This is a genomic window from Streptomyces bungoensis (assembly GCF_001514215.1).
GTDB lineage: Bacteria > Actinomycetota > Actinomycetes > Streptomycetales > Streptomycetaceae > Streptomyces > Streptomyces bungoensis.
On the sequence record NZ_KQ948866.1, the window covers coordinates 133,299 to 149,501 of the forward strand.

Below are 16,203 nucleotides of genomic sequence, written 5' to 3' on the forward strand. Positions count from 1 at the left end.
TGAACTACCGCACCGCGGGAGAGGTGCAGGCGAGAGTCGAACTCGCATCCGACGGCGTTCGTCCGGCCCCGTTCGATCCGGCGATCGGCGGCGATGCTGAGACTGGAGCGAGAGTCTGAGATTGAGACGGCGTGCCTCTACCGGTTGGGCTACCCCGGCCTGTCGGTGGTGCTGCTGTGCCGGGGGAAGGATTCGAACCTTCACTGTGACCGTTTCTTCAGGCTGAACCTCAGTGTCAGCTTGCGCTCATCGCGCGGACCGGTCCTCAGTCCGGCCCGCGCCTGTCGCGCACCCCCGCGCTCGCACGCGGGGGCGATCGTGGATGCTACCCGTGGCCGGTGTCAGCCGAACAGGTAGCCGAACACCGCGTCGCCGACCCGCTGGTCGGTGACCTCGGCGCCGTTGGCCTCCTCACGGGCGAACTTCACCGCCTGCTGGAGCTTCTCGACCCGCTCCACCAGCTCGTTCACCCGCCGTGCCGGAAGCGCTCCGGAGAACTTGACGGTGGTCCAGTACCCGATGGGCACGTCCTCGTAGTACACCTCGACCTGGGCCGGGTGCTTCTCGGTCGCCTCCGCCTTCACGTGGTTGCGCGGGACCTTCTTCGTGCGGATCGTGCGGACCGGGTCCGTCTTCCACCAGTCCGTCGACGGGTCGTGGGACCAGGACTCGGCGGCGTCGAGGGTGGGGAGCTTCCTGACGAACGTGTGCAGGTCGGTGAGCTGTTTCTCCAGGAAGAGGAGGTAGCTGACCGGGACGTCGGCGACGATCGTGCGGCCGTCGACCGTGACGTCCGCGCGGGCCGCGCAGTTCGCCCAGTCCTTGGTGGCGGTCACGTCGAAGAGGCGGGTGAGCGACGCGGACATCTCCCGCAGCACGTCCTCCGCCTGCACCTGCACGCGCGTGGACTCGGGCGGCAGCTGCTCGCCCTCCTCGTCCTTCGGCTGGTACGTGCGCGAGATGCCGGCCAGCAGAGCCGGCTTCTGCACCTTGTGGTGCGCGGCGGTGATGTCCTGGAGCGACTTGCTCTTGACACCCTTCTCGACAGCGATGATCTGGTTCAGTCTCGCCACTTCGGCTCCCCCTTCGAACAGGTGGGAACGTACCCGAGTGGCTCGAACGCCCGCACTCCCTTTTTCCCGGGAGGCAGGCCTCACGCGCTTCGGCGGCGCAGCGTCAGCCAGGTGGGTCCGGCCGTCCTGCCGCACTCCTCCGTGGCCCGTAGTTCGACCAGGTCGGGGAAGCGGGCGCGCAGTTCCGACTCCAGGCGGGCGTGGAGGGTGAAGCCGGCCGCAGGGCAGTGGGCGCAGGCGCCCGCCATGTGGACCTCGGCCTGCCGGTCGTGGGCGGAGGCGATCGTCACTTCGCCGCCGTGGGAGCGGATGTAGTCGCCGACGGGGCCGTCCAGGACGTCCCGGAGGGCGGCGCGCAGCAGGTCGTCCTCGGTGACCGCGCCGGCCGGCCGCCACCGGTCGGGGTGGTGCAGGGCGGCGCCGAGCGCGTCGCGTACCCGGGCTCCGGTGCCGGACCAGGTGTGGCCGTCGGCGAGCCGGATGACCACGGCCTGCGTCTCCACCTCGATGGAGGCGATGCCGTCGGAGCCGAGCAGCTTCCCGAGTTCGTCGGGGGCCTCGGCGATCTCCCCGACGACCGGGAGGGTGCCGGCGGGGATCACCCAGCGGACGGTCTGCGGGTCGGTGGTGGCCTCGGGGTGCATGGGGACGAGGCTCATGCCAGCAGTCCCACGACGGTGTGCGTGAGGAAGGCCATCGTCCAGGCCAGGACGAACATGTAGCCGAAGGCGACCGCGGGCCATCTCCACGAGCCGGTCTCGCGGCGCATGACACCGATGGTGGACATGCACTGCAGCGCGTAGAGGAAGAAGACCAGCAGGGCGGCCGTCGTGGCCGGGGTGAACAGCTTCTGTCCCTGGTGCGGGCCGTCGGTGTAGGTCATGTGGGCCAGGGTCTTGGCCGGCTGGTCGGGGTTCTGGGCGGCGGCGACCTGGCCGAGGGTGGCGACGAACACCTCGCGGGCGGACAGGGAGCCCAGCACGCCGACGTTGATCCGCCAGTCGAAGCCGAGGGGTTCGAAGACGGGCTCCATGGCGTGGCCGATGCCGGCGGCGTAGCTGTGGTTGACCTCGTAGGCCGAGACGGCGGTCCGGTCGGCCGGGTTCACCCCGGCGGAGCGCAGCTGCGCGTCGCTGTGCGTGGGCAGGCTGAGGAGCAGCCACAGCGCGACGGTGACGAGCAGGATGATCCGGCCGACCTTCTGCAGGAAGCCCTTGCAGGCGCTCCACATGGCCTCGGCCACCGTGCGCGGCCGCGGCATCCGGTAGGACGGCATCTCCATGTAGAACGGCAGGACCGGGCCGCTCCGGCTGCTGAACCGTTTGAAGACCCAGGCCGTCGCCATGGCGGAGACGGCGCCGAGCAGGTACAGGGCGAACATGACGACGCCCTGGGCGCCGAACGGGCCGACCGTGGTGCCGGGGCCCACCAGCAGGCCGGTCAGCAGGACGTAGACCGTCAGGCGCGCCGAGCAGGTCATCAGCGGCGCGGCCATCATGGTCGCGAAGCGGTCCTTGGCGGAGGGCAGGGAGCGGGTGGCCATGATGCCGGGGATGGCGCAGGCGAGGGAGGAGAGCAGGGCGACGAACGCCCGGCCCTCCAGGCCCGCCTTGGCCATGATCCGGTCCATGAGGAAGGCCGCGCGGGAGAGGTAGCCGCTGCCCTCCAGCACCGAGATCATGAGGAACAGCAGGGCGATCTGCGGGAGGAAGACCACCACCCCGCCGACGCCGCCGATCAGGGCGTTGCCGAGGAAGCCGGCGAGCAGCGGGTTGGAGACGTAGTCGGTGACCAGCGTGCCGAGCCAGTCGAAGACGCTCTGCACCGCGTCCTGCAGCGGTGCGGCGACGGTGAAGATGATCTGGAAGAACGCGAACATGGTCGCGAAGAAGACGAGGGTGCCCCACAGCGGGTGCAGCAGGACGGCGTCGATGCGCCGCGTGCGGTGGTCGGCCTCGGGGACCTCGTAGGCCGCGCTCCGCAGCAGCGACTCCACCCAGGCGCGCCGTTGCGAGGGGTCGGTGGGGGGCGGGAGGACCGGCCGCTCCCAGGCGGCCGGGTCGAGCAGCATGGACTGCAGCTGCGCCAGGTCGTTGCGGGACCCGCTGGTCACCCCGATGACCGGCACGCCCAGCGCGCGGCGGAGGGCGGCGACGTCGAGGGTGCCGCCGCGGCGGGTCAGTTCGTCGCGGAAGGTGAGGACGACGCAGAGGGGCAGGCCGGTCTGCATGACCTGGGCGAGCAGGCCGAGGGAGCGGCGCAGCGTCGTCGCGTCGATCGTGACGAGGATGGCGTCCGGGGTGCCGAGTTCCGGGTTGTCCGGGTCCAGTACGTCGGCGACGACCTGCTCGTCGGGGCTGATCGGGTCGAGGCTGTAGGTGCCGGGCAGGTCCTCGATGACCACTTCGTGCTCGCCGACGCGGGCCGTGCCCTCGTAGCGGGCGACGGTCACCCCGGGGTAGTTCCCGGTCTTGGTCCGCAGGCCGGTCAGGGCGTTGAACAGCGTGCTCTTGCCCGAGTTCGGGCTGCCGACGAGGGCCAGCCGGTTCGTGCCGGTGACCGTCCGGGTCGCCGCCGGACCGCAGTGGCCGCTCATGCCATGCGCCGCACGTGGATGCCGGCCGCCTGGACTCTGCGCAGCGCCACCTCGTACTCCGCGACCTGGAAGACGACGGGGTCGCCGAGCGGCGCCTTCCGCAGCACCGTGACCTCGGCGCCGGGGGCGAAGCCGAGGTCGAACAGACGGCGTGCGGTGCTCGGCTCGACCGCCTCGTCGATGGCGGTCACCCGGCCGCTCGTCCCGGGACGGAGGTCGGCCAGTCGCGCGTCCGGCGCGGGCACCGCCGGTACGGACGCGTCGGCCTTCTGGCGCTCACCCACCTGCACTGAGAGCATCGGCATCCTCAACCACGCGATCATCTGGACAGCAGCTAAGGGAAGGCTAACCTTTTCGTCCCGCAAGCAGCAATATCGCCCTGTCCACCCATTCGGCGCGGGAGCACGTGAGATGCGTGACACCGGCTCGGCCGAACGCGACCCGCCGGTGGCGGCGCCTCAGCCGCCTGCCAGGGCGACCAGCTTGACGAAGACGGCGCCGGGAGCGGTGTCGAGGTCCACGACCTCGTCGAGGTCCTCCGCCTGGCGGTCGCCCAGCAGGACGAAGAACCCGTTGGCCAGGAAGGCGTGCTCGGCGATCTCGGCCTGGCGCTCCCAGTCGATGCGGCGGGGCTCGCGGAGCCGGTGGCCGTCGAGTTCGGTCTCGGCGTCGTCGGGGCGGACGAGGCCGTGGAAGCGGTCGCCCGGGCGGGCGTTGTGCCGGGTGACCTCCTCGCGGACCCGCAGCCTGATCAGCTCGCGCACGGTCATCCGTGCGGGCTGCCCGGCGACCTGCCACTCGGCCGTCGCCCTGCCCGTCGTGGTCTCGTCCCGGAACGTCACGGTGGCCATCAGGCACCTCGCTCGATCTGCGCTCGGATGGACTCGTCGGTGATGCCGGCGTCGGCGGCCAGCAGGAACGCCTTGCTGAGGATCAGGGAGAGCCGCTCGTCCTCGAAGGGCAGGAACACCTGGCCCTGCCCCGGTCGCCGGGCCGGGACGACGCACAGGTAGGCGCCGTCCGGTTCCATCAGGATGTTGGTCACCGGCGCGAAGAACTTCAGCGCGGCCGAGCGCCGCAGGATCGACGCGTTCAACCGGGACGTCGAGCAGATGCGGCCGGGTAAGACGAACCAGGTCCGCGGCTTCCAGCGGCAGTACAACGCGATCCCGCAGACCAGGCCGATCCGCGGCTACTCGCGCTACGACACGTGGTTCGCGCCCGGCTGCCAGGGTGGTCCGGCCGGCCAGGTGCCGCTCGCGGCCGCGGGCGACTGCGGCACCCGCGGGCCGCTCTACGACCGGGTCAACGGCTCGGGCCGCACCCTGAACGAGGCCAAGCGGATCCAGGCCGAGGCCCGGCGCCTCGACACCCGCGGCACCCTGCCGCGCGGCGGTCCGGCGGCGTGGACTTCACCACCCTGGTGATCGCCGCGGGTGCGGGTCTGGTGTGGTGGACGCGCAGGCGGCGCTCCGCCGCCTAGGCCGAAGGCCGGGTCGGGGCCTCACGCCTGCTGGGGGTGGGGCCCCGGCCCCTTCGCGCTCACGATCACGGCCGACGCCACGGCGGTCCCGGCCAGGCTGCCCATCATGACCAGCCCGACGCCGACCACGAAGAGGCCGCCGGCGTCGTCCGACCAGTCCCAGTAGGCGGCCGCGGTCAGGCCGAGCGTGGTGCCCAGCACGGCGCCCGTGACGTGGCGCCGGGAGGCCGCCCAGTACACGGACACGAGCAGCGTCAGCACCAGTCCGACCACCTGCCACGCCGCGTACGGTCCGCTCGTCGAGCCGTCGGGGTGGACGTCACGCTGCTGGTCCCAGCCCAGCCAGGCGGCCCACAGCGCGAGCGCCGCCCCGGCCGGCACGAGGAACGACAACACGTGGGAAACGGGATTCCGCGGTTCTTGGGTCATGCCCCGAGCGTCGCGGGCGCGTCCGGCCCGGGACAGAGCGCAAGTACTCAGCCGGAACCGAGTACCCGGGCCCGTGGCCGATGGCCGGTGGACGGTGGCCGACGGACCGGTCGCGGGTCAGTCGAACGCGGCGGCGAACATGCCGGGCTCGTAGGAGCCGCCCCGCTGGTGCACGATCACGGCGAGCCGGTTGGCCGCGTTGATCAGGGCGACCTGGCAGACCAGCGCGGCGACCTGGTCGTCGTCGTAGTGCTTGCGCACCAGTTCCCAGGTCTCGTCGCAGACGCCGGTGGAGGCGTCGGCGAGCCGGGTGCCCTCCTCCGCGAGCGCCAGCGCGGCCCGCTCGGCCTCGGTGAACACGGTGGACTCGCGCCAGGCGGCGACCAGGTGGAGCCGCGCCGCCGTCTCCCCGGCGGCCGCGGCCTCCTTGGTGTGCATGTCGATGCACCAGCCGCATCCGTTGATCTGGCTGGCACGCAGGGACACCAGCTCCTGCGTGGACTTCGGCAGCGGCGACTGCGCGATCACCATGCCGGTGTTCGCGAACCGCTTGGCGAACTTGGCGGCGACCTCGTTCTCGAACAGGTTGAATCGGGCGTCCATGATGTCGTCCTCACTCGTGGTGGCGCGGTGCGGTGGTGCGCCGGCCGACCACAGGACGCCGACGGCGCGCCCCGCGTGACGGGACGGGAAAGTGACCTGCGCCACCGCCGCCGGATGTCACACCTCGGGGCCGCCCGGCGTCCTGTGTGCGTGACAGCGTCGAGAACGTCGGGAACGGGCAGGCGGGAGCAGCCGGTGAAGAGCGAGCACAGCGAGCACGCGCAGGAGGGCACCGACCCCGCCACGGAGGCGTTCGTCGCCCACCGGAACCTGCTGTTCACCGTCGCCTACGAGATGCTCGGCTCGGCCGCCGACGCGGAGGACGTCCTGCAGGAGACCTGGCTGCGCTGGGCGGGCGTGGACCACGCCGCGGTGCGCGAGCCGCGCGCCTACCTGGTCCGGATCACCACCCGCCAGGCGCTGACCCGGCTGCGTACGCTTGGCCGCCGCAAGGAGTCCTACGTCGGCGCCTGGCTGCCCGCGCCGCTGCTCACCGCCCCCGACGTGGCCGAGGACGTCGAACTGGCCGACAGCGTCTCGATGGCGATGCTGCTGGTGCTGGAGACGCTCACGCCGACCGAGCGGGCGGTGTTCGTGCTGCGCGAGGTGTTCGACCTCGGCTACGACGAGATCGCCGAGGCCGTCGGCAAGAGCCCGGCCGCCGTCCGCCAGACCGCCCACCGCGCACGCGCCCACGTGGCCGCACGCCGGCCGCGCGGATCCGTGACTCCGGCCGAGACCCGCGACGCCCTCGACGCGTTCCAGCGGGCCGTCGAGACCGGCGACCTCCAGAGCCTGCTCGACATCCTCGCGCCCGACGTCGTCCTGATCGGCGACGGCGGCGGCGTCAAGCAGGCCGTCCTGCGCCCCATCAGGGGCGCCGACAAGGTGGCCCGCCTGCTGCTCGCCGGCATCCTCAAGGTCGAGGCCACGGCCGCCCTGCACCCGACCCACGTCAACGGCCACCCGGCCCTGGCACTCCACCTCGACGACGAACTCGACGCCGTCCTGGCGGCCCGCATCGACGACGGCCGCATCACCGGCCTGTACGCCGTCCGCAACCCCGAGAAGCTGTCCCACATGGACCGGGAGACGGCTCTGCGGCGCTGAGGGCCGGCGCCGGCGGACGCCGGAACGGTCACGCCGAGCGCTTGCGGGACGCCGTCTTCTTCGCCGGGGTCTTCTTGGCGGGGGTCTTCGCCGTGGAAGCCGTGGACCTCGACGTGGATGTCGCCGTGGTCGTCTTCTTGGCCGGCTGGGCCGTCCTGGACGTCGGCTTCCTCGCGGCCGGGGTCTTCTTCGCCGGGGTCTTCTTCGCCGTCGTGGACGTGGACTTCTTGCCGCCCGTCTGCTTGGGGGCCGGGCGGCCGGCGGTGAGGGGGGTGACCTCGGCGTGTTCGGCCGGTTCCGCGCCGCGGGACTCGCGGGCCTCGCGCACGCTCTTCTCCAGGGCCGCCATCAGGTCCAGCACCTTGCCGCCGGTGGCGGGCTCGGGGGCCTCGGGCGGGACCTCGCCGGCCGCCTTCGCCGCGATGACCTCCTCGAGGGCCTCGCGGTACTCGTCGTGCAGGTCCTCGAGGTCGACCTCGCCGAGGGTGTCCATCAGGGCGTCCGCGAGGTCCAGTTCCTTGTCGCGCACGGTGACGTGGGCGTCGGGGGCGACGCCCTCGGGGGCGCGGACCTCGTCCGGCCAGAGCAGGCCGTGCATGGCGATCGCGTCGCCGACCACGCGCAGCATGCCCAGGCGCTCGCGGCCGCGCAGCGCGTACTTGGCGATGGCGACCTTGTTGCTGCGCTTCAGGGCCTCGCGCAGCAGGGTGTACGGCTTGGCGGCGGGGGCTCCGCTCGCGGCGAGGTAGTAGGCGGCGTCCATCTGGAGCGGGTCGATCCGGTCGGCCGGCACGAAGGCGACGATGTCGATGGTGCGGGCGGTCGGGAGGGGGAGGTGGGACAGGTCCTCGTCGGTGATCGGGATCATCGTGCCGTCCGCGTCCTCGTACGCCTTGCCGATCTCCGCCTGGGTGACCTCGCGCTCCTCCAGTTCGCACACCTTGCGGTAGCGGATGCGGCCGTTGTCCTCGGTGTGGACCTGGCGGAAGGAGATCGAGTGGCTCTCGGTGGCGTTCACCAGCTTGATCGGGATGCTGACGAGGCCGAAGGAGATGGCGCCGTTCCAGATGGATCGCACGTGCCGCACCCTTCCTTCCGATTCGTGTCGCGTTCGCGTTCGCCTTCGTGCCCATGGTGTTACGTCATGGTTTGTCTGGAATCGTCATCTTATGACGCCTATCACGGAGGTGGAGGGGCGGCGGGTCGCGCTCAGCAACCTGCGCAAGGTGCTGTATCCGCGGACCGGCTTCACCAAGGGGGAGCTGCTGCACTACTACGCGACCGCCGCCGGGGTGCTGCTGCCGCATCTGCGGGACCGGGCCGTGTCCTTCCTGCGGTACCCGGACGGCCCGGACGGGCAGCTGTTCTTCACCAAGAACGTGCCGCCCGGTACCCCCGACTGGGTCACGACCGCCGAGGTGCCCCGCTCGTCGTCCGAGGAGCCCGCCCGGCAGGTCCTGGTGCAGGACCTGCCGAGCCTGGTGTGGGCGGCGAACCTCGTCACCGAGTTCCACACGCACCAGTGGCTCGTGCAGACACCGGACGAGGCCGACCGGCTGGTCCTCGACCTCGACCCCGGGTCGCCCGCGACGATCGTCCACTGCTGCGAGGTCGCGCTGTGGCTGCGGGAGCGGCTCGCGGCGGACGGGATCGAGGCGTACGCCAAGACGGCCGGGTCGAAGGGGCTGCACCTGCTGGCCGCCGTGCGCGGCGGTTCCCCGGAGCGGACCAGCGCGTACGCGAAGGAGCTGGCGGTGGAGGCGGAGCGGGCGATGCCGGGGCTGGTGACGCACCGGATGACGAAGAGCCTGCGGCCGGGAAAGGTGTTCGTGGACTGGAGCCAGAACGCCGGGCGCAAGACGACGGCCGCGCCGTACACGCTGCGGGCGCGGCCGCTCCCGCTGGTGTCGGCGCCCGTGACCTGGGAGGAGGTCGCGCAGTGCGGTACGCCGGAGCAGCTGGAGTTCGTCGCGGAGGACGTGGCGTCCCGGGTGCGGGACCACGGGGACCTGATGGCGGGGCTGCTGGACGCGGAGAGGGCGGCCGCGCTGCCCTGAGGGCTCAGCGGCTCACACCCTCTCCCAGGTCCCGCGGTCCCGCGCCATCGCGTGCAGCGCCTCCACGTCCGCCGGCTTCAGCACGCCGCCCGGCCGGGTCAGGGAGGGCAGGTCAGGGTCGGCGAGGACGCGGACGCCCCGCGGCGCGGCGGTGACGCGTACGTCCGCCGGGGCGACCAGGGCCAGCACCGGGCGGACCTCGGCCGTCAGGGCGTAGGAGGCCCGGTCGGCGTCCGCGCGCAGGCCCCGCAGCAGCGGCTCGGGGGCGTGGCGGCCCACGGTGACCGCCGGGTCGGCGACCAGGACCCGCTGCTTGCGGGCGTACACGGCGTGGACGGCGTACAGGCCGCCGGGGCCGATGAGCAGGTGGTGGATGCGGGCGCCCCCGGGCAGCGGCAGGGAGTGCAGGGTGCGCCAGCCGGCGCCCTCCAGCCGGTCCAGGGCCTCGCCGACGGCCTGCTCGGCGGCCAGGGCGCGCCGGCGCGGGTCGGGGCGGAGCCGGCGGGCCGGGCCGGGGTCCCGTTCCAGGGCGACGAGGAGGGCCTCGCCGGGGCGGTTGGGCGCGAGGTCGTCGTCCGGGTGGAGGGTCAGCCGGGCCAGGTCGGCGGCGGTCGGGACGGGGGGCGGGCCCACGGTCACCGGGCCGGTCAGGAACGGCCGCAGGGCGTCCAGCACGCCCTCCCGGTCGGTCTCGGAGAGCAGGTTGACGCGGCCCGCGTCGCGGTCGTACCAGGCGACGTTCCCTCCGTCCGGGCCGCAGACGTACAGCCGTTCGTGGCCGTTCCTCCAGTCCGGCACCACGCGCAGTCCGTTCATGCGCCATCACCCCTCGACCATGGGAACAGGCAGGGCGCTCCCACGGCAAGAAGCAGGGTGAGTAGCCTCTCCCCCAGCGGAGGCCCGAGTGCGCAAAAAGGACTTCCCTACGAATTGCGCATAGGGTGTACGCGCCCGTGACCAGCCCCTGCCCAGCACCAGTCCCTTCCCCCGGTCCCAGGAGTTCCGTGCCAGCCCGTCGCCCCGCGCGCACCGCCCTCGCCGCGGCCGCCGTCGCCCTGCTGTCGGTGACGGTGGCGGCCTGCGGGGACCAGGGGGACCTGCGGGGCGCCGGGGAGACACCGACCGCCGTCAGCCCGGCGCGCCTGTGGCCCGACCTGCGGCCGGCGTCGAGCCCGGCCTACCCCTACGACGTGGCGACCCGGGAGACCGTCAAGGGCGTCACGGTGCCCGGCGACGACATCCGCAGGGTGGCGCCGGTGGACGTGGCCGAGGCGGAGTTCGCCGCACACCCGGAGGACTACGGGTCGAAGGGGGCGTACCACGCGACCGTGGAGCGCACGAGGCAGTGCGTCCCGGGCGGCGACGCGGCGCGGTGCCCGCTGCTGAAGGCCTACTACCGGGACCTGACCGGGGACGGCCGGCCCGACCTGACCCTGGGTTTCCGGCTGTACCCGACCAATCAGACGGCGGTACGGGTGTACACGGTCGAGCGCCACCGGCTGGTGCAGGTGCTGGCCGACAACGACGCGATCATCGGGGTGGAGCTGGCCGGGCGGGCGCTGATCGAGCGCTCTCCGGCGGGGATCTCCGGCTACGAGTACCGCACCACGTGGACCTGGGACGCGGACCAGCGGGCCATGGTGTTCTCCCGGGACGAGTTCCTGCGCACCGGCCGGGGGCGGCACAGCCACCCGACGAACAAGCCGTCCGCCGGTTCCGGCTCCCCGTCCCCGGCCTCCCCGTCGCCGTCCGCGAGCGGCCGATGAGGCTCGCGTGGCCCCAGTGGGCCGGGACCCTCGCCGTCAAGGCCTCCGCGTTCCTCATCGTGATGAGCTGTGCGCTGGCCGCGCTGCTCGGCGTCCTGGTGCACGTGTCGGTCACCGACCAGACCGTCGGCCAGGCCCGGAGCCTCGCGCTGTCCCGGCTGCGGGACGCGACGCGGGAATACGAGGCCGGGGACGCGCTCATGCCGGGCGCCGGGCTGGATCCGCCGGGGCTGCCGGCGCCGCTGCGGAGGCTGGCGCTGTCCGGGGACCGCGGCACGATGGTGGACGGGCACCAGGGGCGGCCGACCATGTGGGCGGCGGGCCCGGCCGCCGGCCACCGGGCGCTCGCGGTGCAGGTCGACTACTCGCAGCAGTCCCGGACGATCGAGGGGCTCGACCGCTCCATCGTGTGGTCCTCGGCCCTGGCGATCGGGGCCACGGTGCTGGTCGGCGCGTTCGCGGTGACCCGGGTGACGAGACGGCTGCACGCCACCGCGCGGGTGGCCCGGCGGATCAGCGCCGGCGATCTGGACGCCCGGGTGGACGACCCCCGGGCCAAGGACCCCTCGCGCCCGCAGGACGAGGTGGCCGCGGTGGCGGTCGCGCTGGACTCCATGGCGTCGAGCCTGCAGGGCAAGCTGCTGAGCGAGCAGCGGTTCACCGCGGACGTCGCCCACGAGCTGCGCACCCCGCTGACCGGGCTGCACGCGGCGGCCGAGCTGCTGCCGCCGGGCCGGCCGACCGAGCTGGTCCGGGACCGGGTGGCGGCGCTGCGCACGCTGACCGAGGACCTGCTGGAGATCTCCCGGCTGGACACCGGCCGGGAGAAGCTGGAGGCCGACACCGAGGAGCTGGGCGCGCTGGCCCGGCGGGTGGTGCGGGCCTCGGGCACCGACACCGAGGTGCGGATCGTCCGGGACGCCCGGGTGGAGACCGACCGGCGGCGGCTGGAGCGGGTGCTGGGCAACCTGGTGGCCAACGCGCACAAGCACGGGGCGCCTCCGGTGGTGCTGACGGTGGACGGGCCCGTGGTGACCGTGCGCGACCACGGCGCCGGTTTCCCGGAGTACCTGCTGGCGCACGGGCCGCAGCGGTTCCGCACCGAGGGCGGGGCGAAGGGGCACGGGCTGGGGCTGACGATCGCGCTGGGGCAGGCGGAGGTGCTGGGCGCTCGGCTGGCGTTCGGCAACGCGGTGGGGGGCGGGGCCGTGGCGGTGCTGAGGTTGGGCGAGGAGTCGCGGTAGGGCTCGGGGGTGCGCGTCGCTCCTCGGGCTGCGGGTCGGCTGTGGCTGGTCGCGCAGTCCCCCGCGCCCCTGGGCGCTGCGCGCCCGGGCCCCCGGGGCGCCTGCCCGGTCCTTCTGTCGTATTTCGGTAGGTTCCGGATATGACCAAGGCCGGAACCGCCGTGCTGGCGCCGCAGGCAGTCGGGGGCGTCGTGCGGCTGCCGCGGCGTCGTGGTGTCGAGCTCGCGCTGATCGTGGTGGCCGTCCTGCTGTCCGTGTACGGCTACTGCGCCGTCGGTCTGGCGCGGACCGGGACGGTGCCGCCGGGGGCCGCCGGGTACGGGGCCGGGCTCGGGGTGCTGGCCCTCCTGGCGCACCTGGCGGTGCGGATCCGGGCGCCGTACGCCGATCCGCTGCCCCTGCCCATCGGGGTGCTGCTCAACGGGCTCGGTCTGGTGCTGATCTACCGGCTGGACCTGGAGACGCCGGGCGACCGGGCGGCGCCGGCCCAGCTGGTGTGGTCCACGCTCGGGGTGGGGCTGTTCATCGTGGTCGTCTTCCTGCTGCGCGACCACCGGGTGCTGCAGCGGTACTCCTACGTCTGTGTGGTCGGGGCGCTCGCGTTCCTGCTGCTGCCGATCCTCTTCCCGGCGGTCAACGGCGCCCGGATCTGGATCCGGGTCGCCGGGTTCTCCATCCAGCCGGGCGAGTTCGCGAAGGTGCTGCTCGCGGTGTTCTTCGCCGCGTACCTGGCGGACAAGCGCAACGCGCTGGCGTACGCGGGCCGCCGGGTGTGGCGGATGCAGCTCCCGACGGGGCGGGTGCTCGGGCCGATCGTGGCGATCTGGCTGATGAGTGTCGGGGTGCTCGTCCTAGAGCGCGACCTCGGCACCTCGCTGCTGTTCTTCGGGCAGTTCGTGGTGCTGCTGTACGTCGCCACCGGGCGCACCGGCTGGATCGCGGTGGGGCTGCTGCTGGCCGTGCTGGGCGCGGTGGCCGTCGGCCGGCTCGAGCCGCACGTGGGCGGGCGGATCGCGGACTGGCTGCACCCGTTCGCCACCATCGAGGCGGGGCGGGGCCCCAACCAGCTCTCGCAGTCGCTGTTCGCCTTCGCGGCGGGCGGGATCCTCGGCACCGGGCTGGGCCTCGGGCACTCCATCCTCATCGGCTTCGCCGCCAAGTCGGACTTCATCCTGGCGACGGCCGGAGAGGAACTTGGCCTGGCCGGGCTGGCCGGGATCATCCTGCTGTACGCCCTGCTGGTGGAGCGCGGCTACCGGGCGGGGCTCGCGCTGCGCGAGCCCTTCGGGCGGCTCCTCGCGGTGGGGCTCGCCTCGATCCTGGCGCTGCAGGTGTTCGTCATCGCGGGCGGGGTCACCGGGCTGATCCCGCTGACCGGCCTGGCCATGCCGTTCCTCGCCCAGGGAGGCTCCTCGGTCGTCACGAACTGGGCGATCGTGGCGCTGCTGATCCGGGTGAGCCACTCGGCCCGCCGCCAGTACGACGGCCAGGAGGCGATGTGACCGACGGCGGCCGGCGAGGGGTCCGGTGACCGAGTACGGCGGTGGGCGCCCGATGACCAGGTACATCCGGCACGCCTGCGCGTTCTGTGTGCTGCTGCTGGTGGCGCTGCTGGTCAACGCCGCCCGGGTGCAGGTGGTGCAGTCCGGCTCGTACGCCGCCAACCCGGCCAACCGCCGGGCCACGATCGCCCTCTACCAGCAGCCGCGCGGCGACATCGTGGTGGGCGGCAGGCCGGTCACCGGGTCCGTGGACACCGGCGAGCAGCTGCGCTGGGAACGCACCTACCGGGACGGCCCGTTGTACGCCGCGGTCACCGGTTTCGCGTCCCAGCTGTACGGCACCGCGTACCTGGAGCACGCGGAGGACGGCATCCTCTCCGGCACCGACCCGAGCCTGTCGCCGCTGCCGCTGTGGCAGGACATGACCCGAAGGCCGACCCGGGGCGGGAACGTCGTCACGACCCTGAACCGGGCCGCTCAGGAGGCGGCGTACCGCGGGCTGGCCGGGCGCAAGGGCGCGGTGGCCGCGATCGAACCGGCCACCGGGCGGGTCCTCGCCCTGGTGTCGGCCCCGTCGTACGACCCGGGCGAGCTGTCCGGCAACAGCGAGGCGGCGTCCTCGGCGTGGGCGCGGCTGAACCACGACCCGGAGAAGCCGATGCTCAACCGGGCGGTGCAGCAGACGTATCCGCCCGGGTCGACGTTCAAGGTGGTCACCGCGGCGGCGGCGCTGGACGCGGGGGTGGTGCGGGACCTGGACGCGTCCACGCACTCCCCCGACCCCTACCGGCTGCCCGGGACGCGGACCCGGCTGACCAACGAGGGCGACGGCTGCCGTGACGCCTCGCTGCGGCAGGCCTTCGCGTGGTCCTGCAACACGGTGTTCGCCAAGCTGGGCGTGGACGTCGGCGCGACGGACATGACGGCCACGGCCCAGGCGTTCGGCTTCAACGACACCCGGCTGCGGATCCCCTTCGCGGTGTCCCCGAGCACCTTCGACACCCGCGTGGACCGGGCGCAATTGGCGCTGTCCTCGATCGGGCAGTACAACACGCGGGCGACGCCGCTGCAGATGGCGATGGTCGCGGCGGCCGTCGCCGACGGGGGCCGGCTGCGGACGCCGTACCTGGTGGAGCGGACCACCCGGCACGGCGGTGAGACGATCGCGGGCGGGGGGATGCGGCCCGACCGGCAGGTGATGCGGCCGTCGACGGCCGACCTGCTGAAGGAGCTGATGACCGACGTGGTCCGCAAGGGCACCGGCACCAACGCGGCCATCCCCGGCGCCGTCGTCGGCGGCAAGACCGGCACCGCGCAGCACGGCATCGGCAACTCCGGTGTGCCGTACGCCTGGTTCGTCTCGTGGGCGCAGGCCGAGAACGACCCGCAGCCGAAGGTCGCGGTCGCGGTGGTGGTCGAGGACGCCTCGGCGGACCGGGGCGAGATCAGCGGTGGCGGGGACGCGGCACCGATCGCGCGGGACGTGATGCGGGCGGTGCTCGGCCGGTGAGACGGGGCGTCAGCCGATCGGCTCGACCATCTCGGAGCGGATGGTGACGGTGTCCCGGGCGGCGGCGGCGAGGTCGACGTCGGCGGGGGCGGCCGTCAGGGCGGAGCGGTCGATCCGGGCCACGATGGCCGCCGTGTTGCCGTCCGCCCAGGCGCAGACCGGGTAGGTGGCCTTCAGCCCGGGCTGCTTCTCGGTCACGACCTCGCAGCTGACGGTGGTGTCGGCGCCGGGCGGCGTGACGTCCTTCGCGGGCTCCGCCACCGTCACGCCGTCGGCCTTGCCGGCCCCCTCGAGCATGTTGGAGCGGCCCTCGGCCGTGTTCTGGAAGCGCCCGTAGAGGCCGGACACCACCAGGGTGCCCCGGGACGCGTCGGCCTGCGGCCCGTAGCGGCCCACCACGGCGTCCGTGACCTTGGCGTCCCAGGCTCCGTCGACGTCGTCCTCGATCTTCTGCCCCTCGGTGTCGCTCAGGTCGTCGTCGAGCACGTACTTCCGACCGAGCAGGGTGTGGGGCAGGGTGAGCTTGTTCCTCGCCGCGGGGAAGTCGTGCTCGACCTTGAACCCGATCGCCGCGAGGCCCACGACGCCGAGCACGACCAGGCCGACGACGCCGCCCACGATGCCCAGCACGAGGCCGACCCGGCTCTTCCTCGGAGGCGGCCCCATCGGCGGCACACCCCATCCGGGACAGGGCTGCGGGGGGTACGGCTGCTGCTGGGGGTAGGGCGCCGAGTAGGGGCCGGGAGGCGGCGGCTGCTGCCCGTACGGCTGCTGGGGCTGCTGCGGGTAGGGCGACCCGTACGGGCCTGGGGGCGGCGGAGGCATGGACA

The 16,203-nt window shown here is 73.2% G+C and carries 18 protein-coding genes; 7 read left to right on the plus strand and 11 right to left on the minus strand.

What is annotated here, in order from left to right:
* Window positions 1–341 precede the first annotated feature (341 nt).
* From AQJ66_RS26945 to AQJ66_RS26970, 6 genes are all read right to left on the minus strand, one after another.
* On the minus strand, window positions 342–1,073 hold the full coding sequence (locus AQJ66_RS26945) for a DUF7873 family protein (protein ID WP_061927235.1): 732 nt from the start codon (window positions 1,071–1,073) through the stop codon (window positions 342–344).
* Window positions 1,074–1,153: 80 nt separating this feature from the next.
* Window positions 1,154–1,732: a NifU family protein gene (locus AQJ66_RS26950; protein WP_063804093.1), complete on the minus strand. Its 579-nt coding sequence runs from the start codon at window positions 1,730–1,732 to the stop codon at window positions 1,154–1,156.
* Window positions 1,729–3,669, minus strand: a complete 1,941-nt coding sequence (gene feoB, locus AQJ66_RS26955) for a ferrous iron transporter B (RefSeq protein ID WP_061927239.1) — start codon at window positions 3,667–3,669, stop codon at window positions 1,729–1,731. The genes AQJ66_RS26950 and feoB overlap by 4 nt, the downstream gene beginning before the upstream one ends.
* Entirely contained in the window at window positions 3,666–3,968 is a 303-nt protein-coding gene (locus tag AQJ66_RS26960) for a FeoA family protein (RefSeq protein WP_159052648.1), read from the minus strand. The genes feoB and AQJ66_RS26960 overlap by 4 nt, the downstream gene beginning before the upstream one ends.
* 159 nt (window positions 3,969–4,127) lie before the next feature.
* The gene (locus AQJ66_RS26965; protein ID WP_061927242.1) at window positions 4,128–4,520 is read right to left on the minus strand and encodes a hypothetical protein; all 393 of its coding nucleotides are present in this window, start codon (window positions 4,518–4,520) and stop codon (window positions 4,128–4,130) included.
* Window positions 4,520–4,714 carry a DUF7737 domain-containing protein gene (locus AQJ66_RS26970; protein ID WP_208611468.1) on the minus strand — a complete coding sequence of 65 codons (195 nt, stop codon included), beginning with the start codon at window positions 4,712–4,714 and terminating at the stop codon, window positions 4,520–4,522. Before AQJ66_RS26970 ends, AQJ66_RS26965 begins: the two co-directional genes overlap by 1 nt.
* Here AQJ66_RS26970 and AQJ66_RS26975 point away from each other — a divergent pair.
* Window positions 4,704–5,096, plus strand: coding sequence for a hypothetical protein (locus tag AQJ66_RS26975; protein WP_061927245.1), 393 nt, complete (start codon window positions 4,704–4,706; stop codon window positions 5,094–5,096). The two genes, AQJ66_RS26970 and AQJ66_RS26975, sit on opposite strands and share 11 nt — an antisense overlap.
* A 77-nt stretch (window positions 5,097–5,173) precedes the next feature.
* Here the strand turns inward: AQJ66_RS26975 and AQJ66_RS26980 are convergent, their stop codons facing one another.
* Together AQJ66_RS26980 and AQJ66_RS26985 are read right to left on the minus strand one after the other, a co-directional pair.
* Entirely contained in the window at window positions 5,174–5,581 is a 408-nt protein-coding gene (locus AQJ66_RS26980) for a hypothetical protein (RefSeq protein ID WP_061927247.1), read from the minus strand.
* Window positions 5,582–5,698: 117 nt separating this feature from the next.
* Window positions 5,699–6,184, minus strand: a complete 486-nt coding sequence (locus tag AQJ66_RS26985; RefSeq protein WP_061927331.1) for a carboxymuconolactone decarboxylase family protein — start codon at window positions 6,182–6,184, stop codon at window positions 5,699–5,701.
* A gap of 195 nt (window positions 6,185–6,379) precedes the next feature.
* Here AQJ66_RS26985 and AQJ66_RS26990 point away from each other — a divergent pair, with 195 nt between their 5' ends.
* Window positions 6,380–7,294, plus strand: coding sequence for an RNA polymerase sigma-70 factor (locus AQJ66_RS26990; protein WP_061927249.1), 915 nt, complete (start codon window positions 6,380–6,382; stop codon window positions 7,292–7,294).
* Window positions 7,295–7,322: 28 nt separating this feature from the next.
* Here the strand turns inward: AQJ66_RS26990 and ku are convergent, their stop codons facing one another.
* Window positions 7,323–8,372 (minus strand): non-homologous end joining protein Ku, encoded by a 1,050-nt coding sequence (ku, locus tag AQJ66_RS26995; RefSeq protein ID WP_061927333.1) that lies wholly within the window; start codon window positions 8,370–8,372, stop codon window positions 7,323–7,325.
* Between the two features lie 91 nt (window positions 8,373–8,463).
* On the opposite strand from ku, the gene ligD reads away from it, so the two are divergent.
* Window positions 8,464–9,351, plus strand: coding sequence for a non-homologous end-joining DNA ligase (gene ligD, locus AQJ66_RS27000; RefSeq protein ID WP_061927251.1), 888 nt, complete (start codon window positions 8,464–8,466; stop codon window positions 9,349–9,351).
* A gap of 12 nt (window positions 9,352–9,363) precedes the next feature.
* On the opposite strand, the gene AQJ66_RS27005 is transcribed toward ligD, so the two are convergent.
* Window positions 9,364–10,167 (minus strand): nuclease-related domain-containing protein, encoded by an 804-nt coding sequence (locus tag AQJ66_RS27005; protein ID WP_061927253.1) that lies wholly within the window; start codon window positions 10,165–10,167, stop codon window positions 9,364–9,366.
* Window positions 10,168–10,355: 188 nt separating this feature from the next.
* On the opposite strand from AQJ66_RS27005, the gene AQJ66_RS27010 reads away from it, so the two are divergent.
* From AQJ66_RS27010 to AQJ66_RS27025, 4 genes are all read left to right on the plus strand, one after another.
* Entirely contained in the window at window positions 10,356–11,117 is a 762-nt protein-coding gene (locus AQJ66_RS27010) for a hypothetical protein (RefSeq protein ID WP_061927255.1), read from the plus strand.
* Complete coding sequence (locus AQJ66_RS27015) at window positions 11,114–12,361, plus strand: sensor histidine kinase (RefSeq protein ID WP_061927257.1); 1,248 nt, start codon at window positions 11,114–11,116, stop codon at window positions 12,359–12,361. The genes AQJ66_RS27010 and AQJ66_RS27015 overlap by 4 nt, the downstream gene beginning before the upstream one ends.
* Window positions 12,362–12,501: 140 nt before the next feature.
* The gene (locus AQJ66_RS27020) at window positions 12,502–13,863 is read left to right on the plus strand and encodes an FtsW/RodA/SpoVE family cell cycle protein (protein WP_061927259.1); all 1,362 of its coding nucleotides are present in this window, start codon (window positions 12,502–12,504) and stop codon (window positions 13,861–13,863) included.
* 52 nt (window positions 13,864–13,915) lie between these two features.
* Window positions 13,916–15,373: a penicillin-binding transpeptidase domain-containing protein gene (locus AQJ66_RS27025; protein WP_159052649.1), complete on the plus strand. Its 1,458-nt coding sequence runs from the start codon at window positions 13,916–13,918 to the stop codon at window positions 15,371–15,373.
* Between the two features lie 9 nt (window positions 15,374–15,382).
* Here AQJ66_RS27025 and AQJ66_RS27030 read toward each other — a convergent pair whose 3' ends face one another.
* Window positions 15,383–16,198 carry a hypothetical protein gene (locus tag AQJ66_RS27030; protein WP_341849429.1) on the minus strand — a complete coding sequence of 272 codons (816 nt, stop codon included), beginning with the start codon at window positions 16,196–16,198 and terminating at the stop codon, window positions 15,383–15,385.
* Between the last annotated feature and the right edge of the window lie 5 nt (window positions 16,199–16,203).

Excerpts from the sequence above, each read along its gene's own strand:
- AQJ66_RS26950 (WP_063804093.1), bottom strand. The coding sequence starts at position 1,732 with ATGAGCCTCGTCCCCATGCACCCCGAGGCCACCACCGACCCGCAGACC.
- feoB (WP_061927239.1), bottom strand. The coding sequence starts at position 3,669 with ATGAGCGGCCACTGCGGTCCGGCGGCGACCCGGACGGTCACCGGCACG.
- AQJ66_RS26960 (WP_159052648.1), bottom strand. The coding sequence starts at position 3,968 with ATGCTCTCAGTGCAGGTGGGTGAGCGCCAGAAGGCCGACGCGTCCGTA.
- AQJ66_RS26965 (WP_061927242.1), bottom strand. The coding sequence starts at position 4,520 with ATGGCCACCGTGACGTTCCGGGACGAGACCACGACGGGCAGGGCGACG.
- AQJ66_RS26975 (WP_061927245.1), top strand. The coding sequence starts at position 4,704 with ATGTTGGTCACCGGCGCGAAGAACTTCAGCGCGGCCGAGCGCCGCAGG.
- AQJ66_RS26980 (WP_061927247.1), bottom strand. The coding sequence starts at position 5,581 with ATGACCCAAGAACCGCGGAATCCCGTTTCCCACGTGTTGTCGTTCCTC.
- AQJ66_RS26985 (WP_061927331.1), bottom strand. The coding sequence starts at position 6,184 with ATGGACGCCCGATTCAACCTGTTCGAGAACGAGGTCGCCGCCAAGTTC.
- ligD (WP_061927251.1), top strand. The coding sequence starts at position 8,464 with ATGACGCCTATCACGGAGGTGGAGGGGCGGCGGGTCGCGCTCAGCAAC.
- AQJ66_RS27005 (WP_061927253.1), bottom strand. The coding sequence starts at position 10,167 with ATGAACGGACTGCGCGTGGTGCCGGACTGGAGGAACGGCCACGAACGG.
- AQJ66_RS27015 (WP_061927257.1), top strand. The coding sequence starts at position 11,114 with ATGAGGCTCGCGTGGCCCCAGTGGGCCGGGACCCTCGCCGTCAAGGCC.
- AQJ66_RS27020 (WP_061927259.1), top strand. The coding sequence starts at position 12,502 with ATGACCAAGGCCGGAACCGCCGTGCTGGCGCCGCAGGCAGTCGGGGGC.
- AQJ66_RS27025 (WP_159052649.1), top strand. The coding sequence starts at position 13,916 with ATGACCAGGTACATCCGGCACGCCTGCGCGTTCTGTGTGCTGCTGCTG.
- AQJ66_RS27030 (WP_341849429.1), bottom strand. The coding sequence starts at position 16,198 with ATGCCTCCGCCGCCCCCAGGCCCGTACGGGTCGCCCTACCCGCAGCAG.